The organism is Streptomyces sp. NPDC104581 (genome assembly GCF_055583685.1).
Genome location: NZ_JBVJNN010000004.1, coordinates 1 through 15,314 on the forward strand (window position 1 = coordinate 1; position 15,314 = coordinate 15,314).

General features: G+C 69.7%; 18 protein-coding genes. 3 read left to right on the forward strand and 15 right to left on the reverse strand.

Features of this window, described 5'->3' with window-relative positions:
• Positions 1 to 124 precede the first annotated feature (124 nt).
• Positions 125 to 328, reverse strand: a complete 204-nt coding sequence (locus ACZ61E_RS04825; RefSeq protein WP_023543681.1) for a cold-shock protein — start codon at positions 326 to 328, stop codon at positions 125 to 127.
• A 324-nt stretch (positions 329 to 652) separates the two neighbouring features.
• Between ACZ61E_RS04825 and ACZ61E_RS04830 the strand changes: the two genes are divergently transcribed.
• Positions 653 to 1,423 carry a class I SAM-dependent methyltransferase gene (locus ACZ61E_RS04830; RefSeq protein WP_469697587.1) on the forward strand — a complete coding sequence of 257 codons (771 nt, stop codon included), beginning with the start codon at positions 653 to 655 and terminating at the stop codon, positions 1,421 to 1,423.
• A 137-nt stretch (positions 1,424 to 1,560) separates the two neighbouring features.
• On the opposite strand, the gene ACZ61E_RS04835 is transcribed toward ACZ61E_RS04830, so the two are convergent.
• The 7 genes from ACZ61E_RS04835 to ACZ61E_RS04865 all read right to left on the reverse strand — a co-directional run bounded on the left by ACZ61E_RS04835 (position 1,561) and on the right by ACZ61E_RS04865 (position 6,361).
• Positions 1,561 to 1,956: a hypothetical protein gene (locus ACZ61E_RS04835; protein ID WP_469697588.1), complete on the reverse strand. Its 396-nt coding sequence runs from the start codon at positions 1,954 to 1,956 to the stop codon at positions 1,561 to 1,563.
• 287 nt (positions 1,957 to 2,243) lie between these two features.
• Entirely contained in the window at positions 2,244 to 2,759 is a 516-nt protein-coding gene (locus ACZ61E_RS04840; RefSeq protein WP_469697589.1) for a GNAT family N-acetyltransferase, read from the reverse strand.
• 57 nt (positions 2,760 to 2,816) lie between these two features.
• Positions 2,817 to 3,245, reverse strand: a complete 429-nt coding sequence (locus ACZ61E_RS04845) for a pyridoxamine 5'-phosphate oxidase family protein (protein WP_469697590.1) — start codon at positions 3,243 to 3,245, stop codon at positions 2,817 to 2,819.
• 45 nt (positions 3,246 to 3,290) lie between these two features.
• On the reverse strand, positions 3,291 to 4,274 hold the full coding sequence (locus ACZ61E_RS04850) for an aldo/keto reductase (RefSeq protein ID WP_469697591.1): 984 nt from the start codon (positions 4,272 to 4,274) through the stop codon (positions 3,291 to 3,293).
• A 68-nt stretch (positions 4,275 to 4,342) separates the two neighbouring features.
• Positions 4,343 to 4,705 (reverse strand): VOC family protein, encoded by a 363-nt coding sequence (locus ACZ61E_RS04855; RefSeq protein WP_469697592.1) that lies wholly within the window; start codon positions 4,703 to 4,705, stop codon positions 4,343 to 4,345.
• A 129-nt stretch (positions 4,706 to 4,834) separates the two neighbouring features.
• On the reverse strand, positions 4,835 to 5,590 hold the full coding sequence (locus tag ACZ61E_RS04860; RefSeq protein ID WP_469697593.1) for a VOC family protein: 756 nt from the start codon (positions 5,588 to 5,590) through the stop codon (positions 4,835 to 4,837).
• Positions 5,591 to 5,830: 240 nt separating this feature from the next.
• Complete coding sequence (locus ACZ61E_RS04865; protein WP_469697594.1) at positions 5,831 to 6,361, reverse strand: SRPBCC family protein; 531 nt, start codon at positions 6,359 to 6,361, stop codon at positions 5,831 to 5,833.
• A 326-nt stretch (positions 6,362 to 6,687) separates the two neighbouring features.
• Between ACZ61E_RS04865 and ACZ61E_RS04870 the strand changes: the two genes are divergently transcribed.
• Entirely contained in the window at positions 6,688 to 7,167 is a 480-nt protein-coding gene (locus tag ACZ61E_RS04870; protein ID WP_469697595.1) for a hypothetical protein, read from the forward strand.
• Positions 7,168 to 7,257: 90 nt separating this feature from the next.
• Here the strand turns inward: ACZ61E_RS04870 and ACZ61E_RS04875 are convergent, their stop codons facing one another.
• A complete protein-coding gene (locus ACZ61E_RS04875) occupies positions 7,258 to 8,595 on the reverse strand; it encodes a ricin-type beta-trefoil lectin domain protein (protein WP_469697960.1) in 1,338 nt (445 codons plus the stop codon).
• 212 nt (positions 8,596 to 8,807) lie between these two features.
• Positions 8,808 to 9,713 (reverse strand): glycoside hydrolase family 16 protein, encoded by a 906-nt coding sequence (locus ACZ61E_RS04880; protein ID WP_469697596.1) that lies wholly within the window; start codon positions 9,711 to 9,713, stop codon positions 8,808 to 8,810.
• Between the two features lie 339 nt (positions 9,714 to 10,052).
• On the opposite strand from ACZ61E_RS04880, the gene ACZ61E_RS04885 reads away from it, so the two are divergent.
• The gene (locus ACZ61E_RS04885; RefSeq protein WP_469697597.1) at positions 10,053 to 10,898 is read left to right on the forward strand and encodes an endonuclease I family protein; all 846 of its coding nucleotides are present in this window, start codon (positions 10,053 to 10,055) and stop codon (positions 10,896 to 10,898) included.
• A gap of 88 nt (positions 10,899 to 10,986) precedes the next feature.
• Here ACZ61E_RS04885 and ACZ61E_RS04890 read toward each other — a convergent pair whose 3' ends face one another.
• From ACZ61E_RS04890 to ACZ61E_RS04910, 5 genes are all read right to left on the reverse strand, one after another.
• Entirely contained in the window at positions 10,987 to 12,201 is a 1,215-nt protein-coding gene (locus ACZ61E_RS04890; RefSeq protein ID WP_469697598.1) for an MFS transporter, read from the reverse strand.
• Between the two features lie 159 nt (positions 12,202 to 12,360).
• Positions 12,361 to 12,957: an LOG family protein gene (locus ACZ61E_RS04895; protein ID WP_469697599.1), complete on the reverse strand. Its 597-nt coding sequence runs from the start codon at positions 12,955 to 12,957 to the stop codon at positions 12,361 to 12,363.
• A 20-nt stretch (positions 12,958 to 12,977) separates the two neighbouring features.
• Entirely contained in the window at positions 12,978 to 13,358 is a 381-nt protein-coding gene (locus ACZ61E_RS04900) for a GtrA family protein (RefSeq protein ID WP_469697600.1), read from the reverse strand.
• A 65-nt stretch (positions 13,359 to 13,423) separates the two neighbouring features.
• Positions 13,424 to 14,491: a GDP-mannose 4,6-dehydratase gene (locus tag ACZ61E_RS04905; RefSeq protein ID WP_469697601.1), complete on the reverse strand. Its 1,068-nt coding sequence runs from the start codon at positions 14,489 to 14,491 to the stop codon at positions 13,424 to 13,426.
• Between the two features lie 104 nt (positions 14,492 to 14,595).
• Positions 14,596 to 15,306 carry a polyprenol monophosphomannose synthase gene (locus tag ACZ61E_RS04910; protein ID WP_469697602.1) on the reverse strand — a complete coding sequence of 237 codons (711 nt, stop codon included), beginning with the start codon at positions 15,304 to 15,306 and terminating at the stop codon, positions 14,596 to 14,598.
• Positions 15,307 to 15,314 lie beyond the last annotated feature (8 nt).

Here is a 15,314-nt window from a genome sequence, read left to right on the forward strand (position 1 = left end):
CCCCCCCCCCCCCCCCCCCCCCCCCCCCCCCCCCCCCCCCCCCCCCCCCCCCCCCCCCCCCCCCCCCCCCCCCCCCCCCCCCCCCCCCCCGCCGGAACACATGGTGTCCCGGGTGGGGCGGTCCTCAGGCGGGGACGATGTTCTCCGCCTGGGGGCCCTTCTGACCCTGCGTGACCTCGAAGGTCACCTTCTGGCCCTCCTGGAGCTCACGGAAGCCCTGGGTGGCGATGTTGGAGTAGTGGGCGAAGACGTCGGGGCCTCCACCGTCCTGCTCGATGAATCCGAAGCCTTTTTCCGAGTTGAACCACTTGACGGTACCGCTGGCCATGTGTCCTCCAAAGGACTCATAACGGTCCCCGCACCGTGCGGGAACCGGAGGTGATCGCCCTGGTCCTCAGAGACGTTGAACAGCCGAATCGCCCGCGACTGTGATCACGGGCGACAAAGTACTTCGGAACCACGACAGCTGAAACCGACGCTACACGTCTCCTCGCTCCGAGACCACAGAAACGATCAAGCGTGACGTCCGACAACACCCGCACAGTGCAGTGACGGCGTGCCGCGTGCCGCATTATGTCCCCCGGGAGAGGGAAGCGTCCGCGAATGTCCCTTCCCGTGTCGCGTGTCGGAACTCTCGGTAGGCTGACCGGTGATGTTCACCCCACAGGGCCCGACCCTCCGCGAACTGACCGTGCAGGCGCTCTCGTCGACCGAGCGCGGCTACGACCTGCTCGCCCCGAAGTTCGACCTGACCCCGTTCCGTACGCCGGACACGGTGCTGCACGCCGTGGCCGACGCGCTGGCGCCGCTCGGCCCCTTCCGGGCCGGTCTGGACATCTGCTGCGGCACCGGAGCCGGTGTGGACGTCCTGCGGGAGGTGTGCGCCGAGCAGGTCACGGGGGTCGACTTCAGCGCGGGCATGCTCGCCACCGCCAGGGCCGCCGTACTGCCGAAGGACGGTACGGGCGGGGGCGGTTCGGGTGGGCCGGCCACCGGTCCCGGCGGGCCCCGCGTCGATTTCGTACGGGCGGACGCCCGCGCCCTTCCCTTCCGCGCCTCGTTCGACCTGGCGGTGAGCTTCGGGGCGTTCGGCCACTTCCTGCCGTCGGAGCGGCCCGGTCTCTTCACCCAGGTGCGTGAAGTCCTGCGGCCGGGCGGTGTTTTCGCCTTCCCGGTGCCCGCGCCGCCGCGCGTCGGGTCACCGCTGTACTGGACGCTCTGGGGTTTCGACGCGGCGATGCGGGCGCGCAACGCCGTGTGGCGTCCGCCCTTCGTCATGTACTACCGGACGTTCCGGCTCCACGAGGTGGTGGACGAGCTGACCCGTACGGGCTTCGAGGTGGGTCTCACGGCGCTCGACGGTCTGGGGCGGCTGCCGGACGGCGCCCCCCGCTGCCGCATGGTGGTCGCGCGCAGGCCCTGAGCCGTCGGGCCGCCGGCCGGGCGGCGCCGTACGCCCCCCGGACCCGGCCGAACACCACGACGGACGCGATCGCGGCGGACGCGCGGAGGGGCGACGGCAGTCCGTCGGCCCTCCGGGGTGGTGCTGTCGGCGCGCTGTCAGATCCGCCCGCCGGTGAGACGGGTGAGAGGGCCGTGCCCCGCCGTGGCCGTCCTGCGGCCGAGGGCGAAGGCACCGCCGACCAAACCGATGACTCCGGCGGCGGCTCCCGCCGCCACGGCCTTGCGGTGTTTGACGACGGTCCACGCGGTGGTGGCCGTGGACGCGGCCTTGCCCGCCTTCGACATGACGGCTTGCCGGCCGGTCTCCAGGCCGGCGGTGGCGGCCCGCGCGGAGGACTTGGCCTTGGCTGCCGCCCCGGCCGAGTTCTCCTTGGCGCGGTCGGCGACGGAGCCGGTGGCGCGACGTGCCGTGGCGGCTGCCGACCTCGTGCTCGCACCGACCTTCGCGGCCTTGCCGTTCAGGGTCTTGATCGCTTCGCTGTCTGCAGTCATGACGTTCGTGTTGCCGCTCGGCGTGGCCTGAAACAGGCAACCCCCGATACGAGGGAACTCACCGGGAGCCGGATCCGGGCCCGGCGGTGACCGCGCGGGCACCGCGCGGCGGGGGAAACGATCCGCGGGCCGGCGCCCGATGAAGCGTCAGGAGGAGACGCGCCGCGGATGGATCGCCGTGCTCGCCCAGTCCCCCGCCGGCAGCTCCAGTCGTGGCGGGCGGCGTCCGCACGACGTGGAGCCGCGTTCCGGGGGAGGCGTCACGCTGCGGAACTCCGGCTGCCGGCTCAGTCCGTGAGGTCGGCGGCGAGGAGGTCCATCAGCAGTCCGTCGTGCCAGGTCCCGTCGGAGCCGCGCTCGTAGTCACGCATGATCCCGACGGGCCGGAAGCCGGCCTTGGTGTAGCACCTGATCGCGGCGGCGTTGCCGGCGGCGGGATCGATCACCACGCGGTGGTGGCCGAGGTCCTCGATCAGATGCCTGGCCAGGGTACGCACGGCGTCGGTGCCGACGCCCCGGCCGTGCACGGCGGGGGCGACGTAGATGTCGATGCTCGCGTGCCGGTAGTCGGGGTCCTCCTCGGCGCCCCACTGGACGGCGCCGACCGTGGCGCCGTCCAGTTCGATCACCAGTGAGACAGTGCCGGGCTCGTCGAGATCCTCGGTCACGGCCGCGAGCAGGTCGTCCCCGCCGCGCCACGTCGCGTGGACCTCGGGCGTGGCGCGGATGGCGGCGAGGGCGGGGATGTCGTCGGGGACGGCGGGGCGCAGCACCACCAGGGCGCCCGTCAGTGTCTTCTCCATGGGGGCACGCTAATAGCTCAGTGGTTCGAACTTCCGGGCTTTTTCCGCGGCTCCGGCTCAGAGCCCGCCGAGGTCACTCGACACCCACCGCTGGGGCCGCATCCGGATGACGACCTGTTCGCCGTGTTCACCGCTCGCCATGGCGACATAGCTCTCGACCTTGCCGGCGGGCAGATAGCGGGTGGCCAGCTCCACGAGGTGGTCGTGGGTGCCCTCGGTCCGTTCCGCCACCGGGCCCTCGACGGAGACGTACCGCACGGTCGGCCTCACCCGCTCGACCAGCAGCGAGAACCGCCCCGCGGCCCTGATCAGCTTGTCCTTGCGGGACTCGGCACCCGTCAGGATCCAGAGGTCGCCGCCGGGCGCGTACTGGTACCAGATGGGGACGACGAGCGGTGCCCGGTCCACGGCGCCGGAGTCGACGGCGAGGGCCGCGACGTGCGGCTCGGCGAGGAACCGCTCGCGCTCTTCGATGTTCAGGGCCACGGGATGTCTCCTTCGTACGAAGTACGGGGTTCTGTCCCGTCATCATTACCAGCGGTGGTGGATCTCCGCTCGGACACGGCGGTCGTACAGGTCGCTCACGGCGTCGAGCGTGGCCCCGGACAGCGGCGGGAGGGAGGCCGCCGCGGCGTTGGCCCGTACCTGCTCGACGGAGCGGGCACCGGGAATGACGCTGCTGACGCCGGGCTGCTGGATGATCCAGCGCAGCGCGGTCTGGGCCGGCGTGGCGCCCTCGGGGGCCAGTCCGGAGAATTCGACCGCCGCCGCGATTCCCGTCGCGTAGTCGATGCCGGAGAACGTCTCGCCCTGGTCGAACGCCTCGCCGTGCCGGTTGAAACTGCGGTGGTCGTCGGCGGCGAAGACCGTGTCCTTCGTGTACCTGCCCGACAGCAGACCGGAGGCGAGCGGGACACGGGCGACGATGCCGACCCCGGCCTCCCGGGCGGCGGGCAGCACCTCTTCGAGGGGCTTGAGCCGGAAGGGGTTGAGAATGATCTGCACGGAGGCGACGCCCGGCCTGGCGATGGCGGCCAGCGCCTCCGCGCAGGTCTCCACGCTCACGGCGTAGGCCGCCGTGCGCTTCTCGGCGACCAGGGTGTCGAGCGCGTCGAAGACGGCGTCCGAGGAGTAGACGGCGGTCGGCGGACAGTGCAGTTGCACCAGGTCGAGGGTGTCCACGCCGAGATTGGCGCGTGAACGGTCGGTCCAGGCGCGGAAGTTGTCCAGGCTGTAGTTCTCGGGCCGCTGTTCGGCCCGGCGGCCCATCTTCGTCGCGACGAACACCTCGGCGGCGGGGCGGTCCTTCAGGAACCGGCCGATGAGCTGTTCGCTGCGGCCGTCGCCGTAGACGTCCGCCGTGTCGAAGAAGGTCACCCCCGCGTCGAGTGCCGCGTCGAGGACGGCGAAGGCGTCGGCCTCCGTGACATCACCCCAGTCGGCCCCGAGCTGCCAGGTGCCCAGTCCCACGACGGAGGCCTCACGGCCCGTCCTGCCCAGTACGCGATTCTCCATGGGCACGATGCTACGTCGGGCCTCGTGACGAGGCCGAGCGGGGCGGACGGGGACGGCGGGACCCGATCTCAGATCTGTTGCGTGAGGTTGATGGTGTTCCCGTCCGGGTCCTTGATGTGGGCGACCCGCTGGCCCCACGGCATGTCGTTGGCGGGCCCGAGCACCTGCCCGCCCAGCTCCTCGACATGCCCCACCAGGTCGTTCACATCGGCGACGTCGACGCTGAGCAGCATCCGCTGTACCGTGCCGAGTTCGACGTCCCTGTCCGACACGAGTCCGAGATCGGAGTCGCCCACCCGCAGGTTGATGAAGAAGACAGGGCCTTCCTCGGGGGTGCGCGACGTCTCCACCGCGCCGAGCAGTCCCCGGTAGAACGCCAGCAGGCGGTCGATCTCGGGGGTGATGACCAAGGACTGGATGGTGGCAGGCATGTGTTTCCTCCGGATGGTGACCGCGCGGCCCCGCGAAGGGGGCCCCGGGCCGTGAATGTTCCCCCTTGGTGACCGGTGGCGGGCCCGCGACTCATCGGTGCTCCGCCGGATGGCCCCGTGCCGGCCCGGCTACGGAGCCGTACCCACCGAGAAGACCGCGCCCGAGGGGTCGGTGACGGTGGCCATGCGCGCGTACGGGGTGTCCTCGGGCTCGGTGGACAGGCCCCCGGAGGCCGCCGCGCGCCGTGCGACCGCGTCGGTGTCGGACACGGCGAACAGGGTCCCCCAGGCGGACACGGGAACGTCGGAGCTGCCGATGATCCCGCCGATCTCGTGCCCGTCGGGGCGGCGCAGGAAGGTGAAGTCGAGGTCGGGCACCTCGTCGTTGCCGTCCAGCGTGAAGCCGAACAGCTCCGTGTAGAAAGCGCGGGCCGGTCCCGGGTCGGGGGTGATGAGGTCGTTGCGGACCAGTGAGTCGGGCTCGTTCACGATCTCGCTGCCGAGCCGGGTGCGGCCCTGCCACAGACCGAACCGGGCGCCGACGGAGTCCGTCACGACGGCCGTACGGGCGTGGTCGGCCAGATCCGTGGGGGGCTCGATCAGCCGTCCGCCCGTCTCCGTCGCGCGCCTGGCGGTGCCGTCGCAGTCGTCGGTGGCGAAGTACATGGTCCACACCGCGGCGGCGCGCTCCGGATCAGGGACGATCCCGGCGACCGGCCGCCCCCGCAGCAGACAGACGGTGCCCTCGTCCTCGCCGGTGGGGTACGGCTCGTACTCCCAGCCGAAGAGTTCCCGGTAGAAGGCGAGCGCGCCGTCCCGGTCGGGGGTCCTGAGGTCGATCCACGTGGGGGTGCCTTCGGGCTGGTTGCCGCTCAGCTCGCTCATGGTGTGCTCCTTCGCTTCCTTCACCGGGGCTCCGGCGGGAGGACCCCAACGTAGGCAGCTTCTAGGACGGACCATGTCCTAGAAACACCCGGGGGCGAGCGGCGTGCACACGATCGGGCGCCGACCGCCCCGACGGTCATGACGAGGCCGTGCTCGCCCCGGCCGCGACGGTCGTCAGCGAGGCGTCCCGGGTCGCGGCCGGGGCGGCCGGGAGTCGGAGGCGGGGCGGCCTCCGACCGGCTACTCGGCCGTCAGCCCCTCGAAGTAGGCCTTCTGCGCCGGGTAGTACTCCTCGAACACGGGCCGGGGGGTGCCGTCCAGCGAGGCGCGGAGCATGTCCAGGTAGTACTCCCAGCCCGGTCCGATCTCACCGAGACCGGACTCCGTGTCGCGGTGCTGGACGAGGCGAAGCTCCGTACCGCCCTCGCCGGGCCCCGAGGATGTCGCCGACAGCCCCAGTTCGAGATTCCAGCTGCCCGCCTCGTCGACCGACGAGACCACGAGGCGGTGCGGTGCCTCGCACGCCTCGACGCGGAACTCGGCCCAGGGGTCCCCCTCCTCGAAGACCAACCGGACACGCACCGTGGCGCCGGGGGAGCCGTCGCCCTCCCACGGGCCGAACCACAGCGCCGTGCGCGCCGGATCGGTGACAGCCGCCCAGATCTCCTCGACCGGGAGGGGGAAGGCGCGCGTGAGGACGAGGTCGACTCCACCGGGCGTGCGCAGCAGCCTGCCGGTCGGGTGCGGTGTCGGGGTCGAGGTCGCGTTCATCGGGTCTCCTCCTGAGGACGGCCGGATGCCGGGCAGCCGGACTGCCGGGCTGGTTCCGGTCTACCACCCGGCACTGACAGTGGCCCCGCGGCCGGAACCGGGCCGGTCGGCGGACGGCGGGAACATTCGACGAGCGGTGCCCGTTGAGAGAGGTGTGGGTGTGGGCGGAACAGTGTCCCCGGGCTCATCCAGAAGTGCCCGCAGGGAAGATCGTTCGGCTGAAGCCCTGTGGAGCCTGCCGCCGTGAGGCGACCGCCGTCCGCACTCCGCGTATTCGGCCCCGACCGGTCTCCCCCGTCCGGTCGGGGCTCCTTTACTGTTCGGACATGACGGCTGAGGAGGGCTCGGAGCGGCCGGGCGGTTTCGCCGCGGCGACCGGTGACGGTCCGCCGTCGGCAGACACCCCGGAAGTCCGCGCCGCCGAGGTCCGGGTCGCCTTCGGCGGTCTGTTGCAGATCCGCCGTCTCACCAACACCGCCGCACCCGATCCCGTCGCCGTGCCCGCCGCCTGGGAGCTGAACCAGCCGGTGCGCGCCGTCGCCCTGGCCCTGGAGGCGGCGGGTCTCACGCCCTCCGCGGTCGACGGCGAGGGCCGGCGTACGGTCACGGGATTCCGTGCCGTCGCGGGGACACGGCCGGGAACCGTACGGGTGGAGTGGCTCGGCCCGCCCGGCGGCGGCGCCGCTCAGGACGAGGAACGCCGGCTGACCGTCTGCGCGGCCGCCCTGACCCCGCTGGGCTGGGAGTCGCTGCTCTACCGCGGCCCCCGCCGACGACGCTTCCTGGAAGTGGAACCGGCGCGCTGAGAGGGTCCGTCATAACGAACCGCCAGAGCGAACCGCCCCGGACACCGTCGGGGGAACGGTGTCCGGGGCGGTTCGGCGGGCGCGGCCGGGTCAGCCCCGGTACTGCGCCAGTACGCGGGTGAAGTCCCACGCCGACTGGCTCACGCCCGAGCAGGTGTCGGCCCCGCCGCCGGTGCAGGGCCGGTCACGGTTGACCGACCAGAAGGTCAGCCGGGCGAGGTGACGCTGCTGCGCGTAGGCGAGGATCGTGCGGAAGTCGGCGACGGTGATGGTCTCGCCGACATCGGTGACACCGTTCATCGAGGAGATGCCGGTCTTGCGGTACGCCTCGTCGTCGCCGTAGCCGTAGGCGTTCTTGACAGCGGTCTTCAGCCCCTCCGCCGCGCGGACGGAGAGCGTGCCCATGTTCTGGCCGTTGCCGCCGAAGTTGAACGGCATGATCGTCCAGCTGTCGACCGTGAGGCCGGAGGAGGCCGCGCGGTTGATCAGGCTGGTGTCGGGGCCGTTCTGGCCGGTGCCGAAGGTGATGTAGATCTTGATGCCGGGGTTGTTGGCCCGGATCGTCCTGAGCGCGTCCACGGTGCGCTGCTGGACGGTGGGGCTGTCGTAGGCGGCGGCCTCGATGTCGATGTCGATGGCCTTCAGGCCGTACGCGTTGATGACCTTCTGGTACGCGGCGGCCAGCTCGCCCGCGCTGCCGCAGGAGCTCTCCAGCTTGTTGCCGCTCCAGCCGCCGAAGGACGGGATGACGTCCCCGCCGCCCGCGCGCACGGTGTTGACGGTCTGCTGGTCCACTCCACCGGTCAGCGGCCGGCTGCCGTCCCACTGGGGGTTGCAGTAGCCGTTGCTGAGGACGAACGCCAGCGTGAACCACTTGACTCCGGTGGCGTTCTGGACGGTGGTGGGGCTGGGCGGGCTGCCCCAGCCGTTGTAGATGTACGGCGCGACGGCCATGGGGGCGCCACCGGGATCGGGGTTGCCGCCGCCGGAGGGCGCGGTCCACTTCTGGTTGGCGGCGCCGGTGCAGGTCCAGAGCTGGAGCCGGGTGCCGTTGGCCGAGCTGTTGCCGGTGGCGTCCAGGCACTTGTCCGCCTGGGGGTTGACGATGTCGCGGGCCGCCGAGACGGTCCACTTCTGGTTGGCGGCGCCCGTGCACGACCAGAGCTGGAGCACCGAGCCGTTCGCGGTCCCGGCGTCCTTGACGTCGAGACACTTGCCGAGGGCCCGGATCGTGCCGTCGGAGGCGACGTCCCACTGCTGGGCGGCGCTGCCGTTGCAGTCGTAGAGCTGTACGGCCGCGCCGTTGGCGGTGCTGCCGCCGGCCACGTCCACGCACTTGCCGCCGAGACCGGTGATGGTCCCGACGGCGGAGACGGCCGCGTTCGCGGGCGTCACGGTCATGGTCGAGGCGACGGCCACGAGGGGCATGGCGAGCAGGGCGAGGGGTCTGAGGTGCTTCCAGGGCCTGAACGAGGCGGTCATGCGTGGTCACCGTCCACTTCTGGTGGGGCGGCTCACCGGGTCCGCCCGGTGGCCGGTTCGCCCCCGGGCGCCGGACAGGCAGGCAAGAGCCCTGTCCGGCGCCCGGGAACGGAGCACTGAGCCCGTCCGGCACTGGGAGCTGTGAACAGACGGGTGTCCTAGTCGCTGACGCGTACGTAGTCGACGACGAGTTGCTGCGGGAAGACCGTGCTGCCGTCGGGGTCGCCGGGCCAGTAGCCGCCGACCGCGAGGTTGAGGATCAGGAAGAACGGCTTGTTGAACACCCACTCGCGGCCACCGAGGTCGGCGGGCGTACGGGTCTGGAAGACCTGCCCGTCCACCGACCACTTGATGGAGTCCGGCGCCCAGTCGACGGCGAAGGTGTGGAAGTCGTCCGCGAACGCCTCGCCGTTCGGCAGGCTGTAGCCGGCGCCGATGCCGCCTTCGCCGGAGTAGCCGGGGCCGTGCAGCGTGCCGTGGACGGTGTTCGGCTCGAAGCCGACGTTCTCCATGATGTCGATCTCGCCGCTGTTGGGCCAGCCGACCTCGCCCATGTTGCTGCCGAGCATCCAGAACGCGGGCCAGATGCCCTGGCCGCGCGGGATCTTCATGCGGGCCTCGACCCGGCCGTATGCCGAGTCGAACTTGCCCGAGGTGTTCAGCCGGGCTGAGGTGTACTCACACGTGCCGTACCAGCACTGGTAGTTGCCGGGGTTCTCCTTGCGGGCGGTGATGACGAGATTGCCCTGCCCGTCGAGCTGGGCGTTGTTGTTGCCGGACGTGTAGTACTGCCGCTCGTGGTTGTTGACGTTGTCGCCGGTCTCGATCTGCCACTTGCTTCCGTCGACGCCCGATCCGGCCGGACCGTCGAACTCGTCGGCGAACTTGATCGCTGCGGGTGCCGCGGCGGGGTGGGGGTCGGCCGCGGCGCTGGCTCCGGCGGGCACGGCGGCCACGGCTCCGGAGGTGCACAGAAGTGCGAGGGCGTACAGCGCCGTTCGGCGCTGCCAGTGCTTGAACGGGATCACGGTCATCACATCGCTTTGCGTGGGGGGCATGCGCATGACAGGTACTGCCGAGGAGACGAAGCGCCGGAGGCGCTTATTTCAATGCTTGATTCAAGGCAGCCCGAAGGGCCGCGTCAAGCACTTGGTATGGACCAAAAATTGTCAGCAGTGTGTTTTCAGCCCATCCATGTGAACGCGCAGCACAGAACGGGGCTGCTCAACGCCCGGCGCGGGCACGGTTCTTGACCTGCACATGATGGTCGCGGAGCATTCACCCCAGTGTCACAGGTGCTGTGGAAGGCTCCTGCGGAAACGTCACGTCGCCAAGATCACCGTGTGCGCGGCCCCACCCGTGACCGTGCGCGCGGTGCTCTCTTTACGAGAGGACACCCCCACATGTCCCGTCGTCACCATCCCGCCGTGCGGCCGGTGCTGGCTCTGGGCGCCGCCGCCGCGGTGCTCGTCGGCAGCGCGGCCGCCGCCCCGGCCGCCACACCCCCCGCGACCGTCCCGGGAACCAGCGCGGGCGCCTCCGCCACGACCGGAACCGCCGCACTGGACGACACGTACTACCAGGGCGCGACAGGCAAGACCGGCCCCGCGCTCAAGACCGCGCTGCACGGCATCATCAGCGACCAGACGAAGCTCTCGTACAGCGCCGTCTGGGAAGCGCTCAAGGTCACCGACCAGGACCCGGCCAACTCCGCCAACGTCATCCTTCTCTACAGCGGCGCCTCCCGCGCCAAGTCGCAGAACGGCGGCAACGTCGGCGACTGGAACCGCGAGCACGTATGGGCCCAGTCCCACGGCGACTTCGGTACGTCGCAGGGCCCCGGCACCGACGTCCACCATCTGCGCCCGGAGGACGTACAGGTCAACGGGATCCGCGGCAACAAGGACTTCGACAACGGCGGCAGCCCGGTCAGCGGCGCCCCCGGGAACCTCACCGACAGCGACTCGTACGAGCCGCGTGACGCGGTCAAGGGCGATGTCGCCCGCATGATCCTCTACATGGCGGTGCGCTACGAGGGCAATGACTCCTTCGCGGACCTCGAACCGAACGACAGCGTCAACAACGGCTCGGCCCCCGCGATGGGACGGCTGTCCGTACTGAAGCAGTGGAACGACGAGGACCCGCCGGACACGTTCGAGAAGCGCCGCAACGACGTCATATTCGACCAGTTCCAGCACAACCGGAACCCGTTCATCGACCACCCCGAATGGGTCGAGTCCATCTGGTGACGCCCCCGGGCACACCGGCGGGAGCCCCCGGGCGCGGATGACCGAATCCCGCCCGGGGGCTCCCGGCCGTACGGGAGGAAGCCGCTCTTCAGGCGGACCTCTCCTTCTCCGGAGCGTCCGGCGCGGCGTCGAGAGCGCGACGGAAGAGTGTTCCCAGGGCCAGCAGGACGGCGAGCCAGCAGGCGCTGAACGCGAATGCCGCCCCGTGGCCGAAGCTCTCGGTGACGGCACCGCCCACCGCGTTGCCGAGCGCGACGCCCACCAGTCCCACGCTCACCATCAACGTGTACGACCTGGTCAGCGCGGCCCTCGACGCGAGCGTGTCGAGCAGTGCCGAGGAGATGATGGCGGAGGGGCCGGCGCACGTTCCGACGAGGAAGAGGGCGGCGCCGAGCAGCGTCAGACTGCCCGCGGCCCACGCCGCCAGACCGGCCGTCACCGCCGAACCCGCCAGAGCCGTCAGCAGCAGCCGGGCCGGTGGCCAGTGCCACGAGCGGGCTCCGAGGGCCAGCCCCGCGAGGATCTCTCCGGCCGAGACCATCGCCATCAGTACGCCGCTGTCCGCGGCGGTGCCCAGTTCCAGGGCGGCGGCCGGCGCGGCCACGGCGACCGTGCCGATCGAGAGTCCGGACCCCGCCGCGATGAGCAGGAGGACGGCGAGGCCGCCGCTGTTCCCGCGCAGGCCGTCACGCGGGGAGGGGGTCCGCCGAGGGCTCCAGTCGCGGGAAGCGCCCGTCGCGGAGAAGATCAGCCCCGCTCCCCCGGCCAGGAAGCCGCCGGTCACCACCGCGATGCCCGGTCCCGTCGTCATCAGCAGCAGAGACGTGATCAGCGGCCCGGCCAGCAGCGCCAGTTGGAACAGCACGGCCAGCAGCGCGTACCCCGCCGTGCGGGCCGCGGCTCCCCGGACCAGCTCCGCCAGCAGGACCCTCATACTGCCGGTGGTCGCCGGAATACAGGACCCCATCCCGGCACTCGCCGCGACGGCGAAGCCTCGCCACTCCGCGGCGGGCGCGACCGCGACCAGCAGAACGCCCCAGGCGGCACAGGCCGCGCCCACAGGAGCGAGAATCCTCCCCTGGCCATGGCGGTCGATGAGCCGGCCCTGCACCGTCAACCCGGCGGCGTTCCCGAGGCCGAACGCCGCCGACGCCAGGCCACCGGCGGCGAACGAGCCGGTGAGCTGCCGCACGTACAGCAGCACGGCCAGGCCCAGCATGCCGATGGGGAGCGCGCCGAGCACCGTGGCGAGGAGCGGCACACGGAGGCCACGGGTCCTCAGGACGTCCAGATAGCCCTGCATGGATACATGCCTTTCCCGCATGCCCACCCACCCGGGAGCCGAACTCCCAACCATCCGCCGTCACTTGGAACAGCGGCTGACACGGCCGGACGGTACGGCCCCCGCCGGCGGAGCACCGATGCCACACCGGCCAAGGGCGGTACGACCGCCGACGCACCGTCACATCCTGCCTGCGGACGCGAACTTCCGTTCAAGGAGGTCCAGGGACGCCTCGAGGTCGGAGGTGACATGGAACAGCGGCTCGGACGACCGCGGAGCGAAGCCCGCCATCTCGGCGGCGGAGACGATCTTCTCGACCCCGCCCCAGTACCCGTCGACGTCCAGGAGGACGAGCGGCTTGGGTGTCCCCAGACAGTTGTGGGAGATGACGTCGAAGACTTCGTCCAGGGTCCCGTATCCGCCGGGAAGCGCCAGGAACGCATCGGCGCGGCCGAGCATTTCCCGTTTCCGGGTGAACATGTCCGAGGTGATGACGAACTCCTGATCGGGCGCCCTGTCACCTCGCTCGATGTCCCACAGAAACTGGGGAATCACTCCGGTTATGGACGCCCCGGCCCTCGACGCGGCCTGTGCGAGAGCGCCCATGACCCCGACACCCCCGGCGCCGTAGATCAGATGATGGCCCCTCCTCCCCAGCAGCGCGCCCAGTTCATGTGCGGCTTCCACCGCACCGGAGGCGACTCCGCTCCGCGCACCGGCGAAGACGCAGATGGAGAGCAGTCGGGTGCGGGACTCCTCGGTGCTGATCTCGGGCATACGAACCTCCGCTGGAATGGTCAGGGCGTACTTCCGACTCGCTGCCGGAACACAAACGTCCGATAGGTGAAGAATCGAAACAGCGCGGCGGCGAGCAGGCCGAGGAGCTTGAACAGATTATCCTCCAGTCGCCCGTCCCACCCCAGCAGATCGTGGGCCGCGTACAGAATTCCGTTCTCAAGCACCAGCCCGACACCGCTGAGTACCCCGTAGGGCAGGACTTCGCCCCGCCACGAAGAACGTTCCCTGTTCCGCCGGTAGACCCAGAAACGGTACCCGAGATAGTTGACCCAAATCGCGCAGACCGTCCCGAAGATGCTCGCCTTCACCGGATCGGTCTCGAAGAGCCACACAACCAGATTGAAAACCGCGAAATTGACCAGGACTCCGCCCAGGCCCACCACGGAGAACTTCGAGAACTCCCGTGTCAGGGACGGCAGGAAAGTCGTTCGCGGCCGGCGACTCCTCACTTCACGGATTGCCGCTGCCCTCCCTCGGCGCCGAATCCCAGGAGTTCGAGTCCCCGGGCTTCACCCGCCAGCCGTCGCATATCCACTTCAACCATGTCCTGAATCATCTCTTCGAAAGACTTCTCAGGCTTCCAGTTCAGTTCGTCGTGCGCCTTCGCGGGGTCCGCGCAGAGGAGTTCGACCTCGGCCGGCCGATACAATTTCGAGTCGGTGAGCACATACTGCCGCCAGTCCAGCCCCACGGCGCTGAAGGCAGACTTCAGCAGATCCCTGATGCTCCGTGTGACACCCGTCCCGATCACGAAGTCCGTCGGGGTGGGTTGTTGGAGCATCGCATGCATCGCCCGGACGTAGTCACCGGCGAACCCCCAGTCGCGACAGGCGTCCAGATTCCCCATGATCAAATTCTCTGCGATACCCAGCTTGATACGTGCCACACCGACGGTCACCTTCCGCGTGACGAACTCGATTCCCCTGCGTGGCGACTCATGGTTGAACAGAATGCCGGACGCGGCATACATTCCGTACGACTCACGGTAGTTCTGAGTCATGAAATGAGCGTAGACCTTCGAGACTCCGTACGGGCTCCGAGGGTGGAAGCGAGTCTCCTCGTTCTGCGGTGACTCGCACACTTTGCCGAACATTTCAGACGTCGACGCCTGGTAGAGCTTTATCCCGGAGTATTCGTCCCCGGCAGCCCGCGGCGAGTCGGCATGGAGACCTGAAACAATCCTCACCGCTTCGAGAAGACGCAACGTCCCCAAACCGGTGATCTCCGAAGAAGCCGTCGGCTGGCGCCACGATATGGGCACATACGAAACGGCGCCCAGGTTGTAGACCTCGTCGGCGCGGGAGGATTCAACAGCCGCGACCAGGCTGCTCTGGTCGAGCAGATCCCCCTCCAGGACACGGAGCTCAGGCAGCGCCCGCCGCAGGATGTGGAGCTTGGGGTTCTGCTGCCCCCTGACCAGGCCGGTGACTTCGTACCCCTGTGAAAGCAGGTACTCCGCCAAGTACGTACCGTCCTGACCCGTGACACCCGTGATCAGCGCTCGCTTCGACACCGGTACTCCATTCTGCCGCTGCTTGATCCTGTGACCTGCCCCGGCCAAGTAGTCGCTTCATCGCCGTCGGGCAGGTGAGTATTCCGTCACGGTCGACCTTCGACTCACTTCGCGAGTCTCCAGAGAGTGATACGCCAGAGCGATTCGAAAGCGATGCGAAAACTCATCTTGCTCTCGCCCCGAACTCGCTGTCTGAAAACTATGGGCACCTCGGCAAAGGTCTTCCCGGCACGTGTGAGGAGCATCGCTGTTTCAGCCTGGAAGAAATAGCCATGGGCTTGACTGCGGTCGAGCAGATCATGCTCCACGACCTTCGTCCGGTAGATGCGAAACCCACCGGTCACATCCCGGCTCTCGATGCCCCCCATCAGACGGGCGTACCTGTTCCCGGCGCGGGAGAGTGCCTTCCTGCTCGTGGGCCAATTGACGACCTCTCCCCCGCTGGTCCAGCGCGAACCGATGACCACGTCCGCGTCGCGCGCGCGGTCGAACAGCCGCGGGATATCAAGTGGATCGTGGGAGCTGTCGGCGTCCATCTGACCCACATGCTCGAAGCCCTGCTCCACTGCCCAGGTGAATCCGTCCCGGCAGGCGGAGGCGTATCCGAACTTCCCCGCGCGCTGGAGAACCGTCACCCGGGGTTCGCGGGCGGCGAGTTCGCGCGCCACATCGCCCGTGCCGTCAGGACTGGCGTCGTCCACGATGACGACGGACGCGTAGTCGGCCGCGTCCAGGATGCGCGGCACCAGCTCTCTGATGTTCTGTGCCTCGTTGAAGGTTGGTATCACCATCGCCAGTGACCGGTCCGTGCGCATCTCCGCCT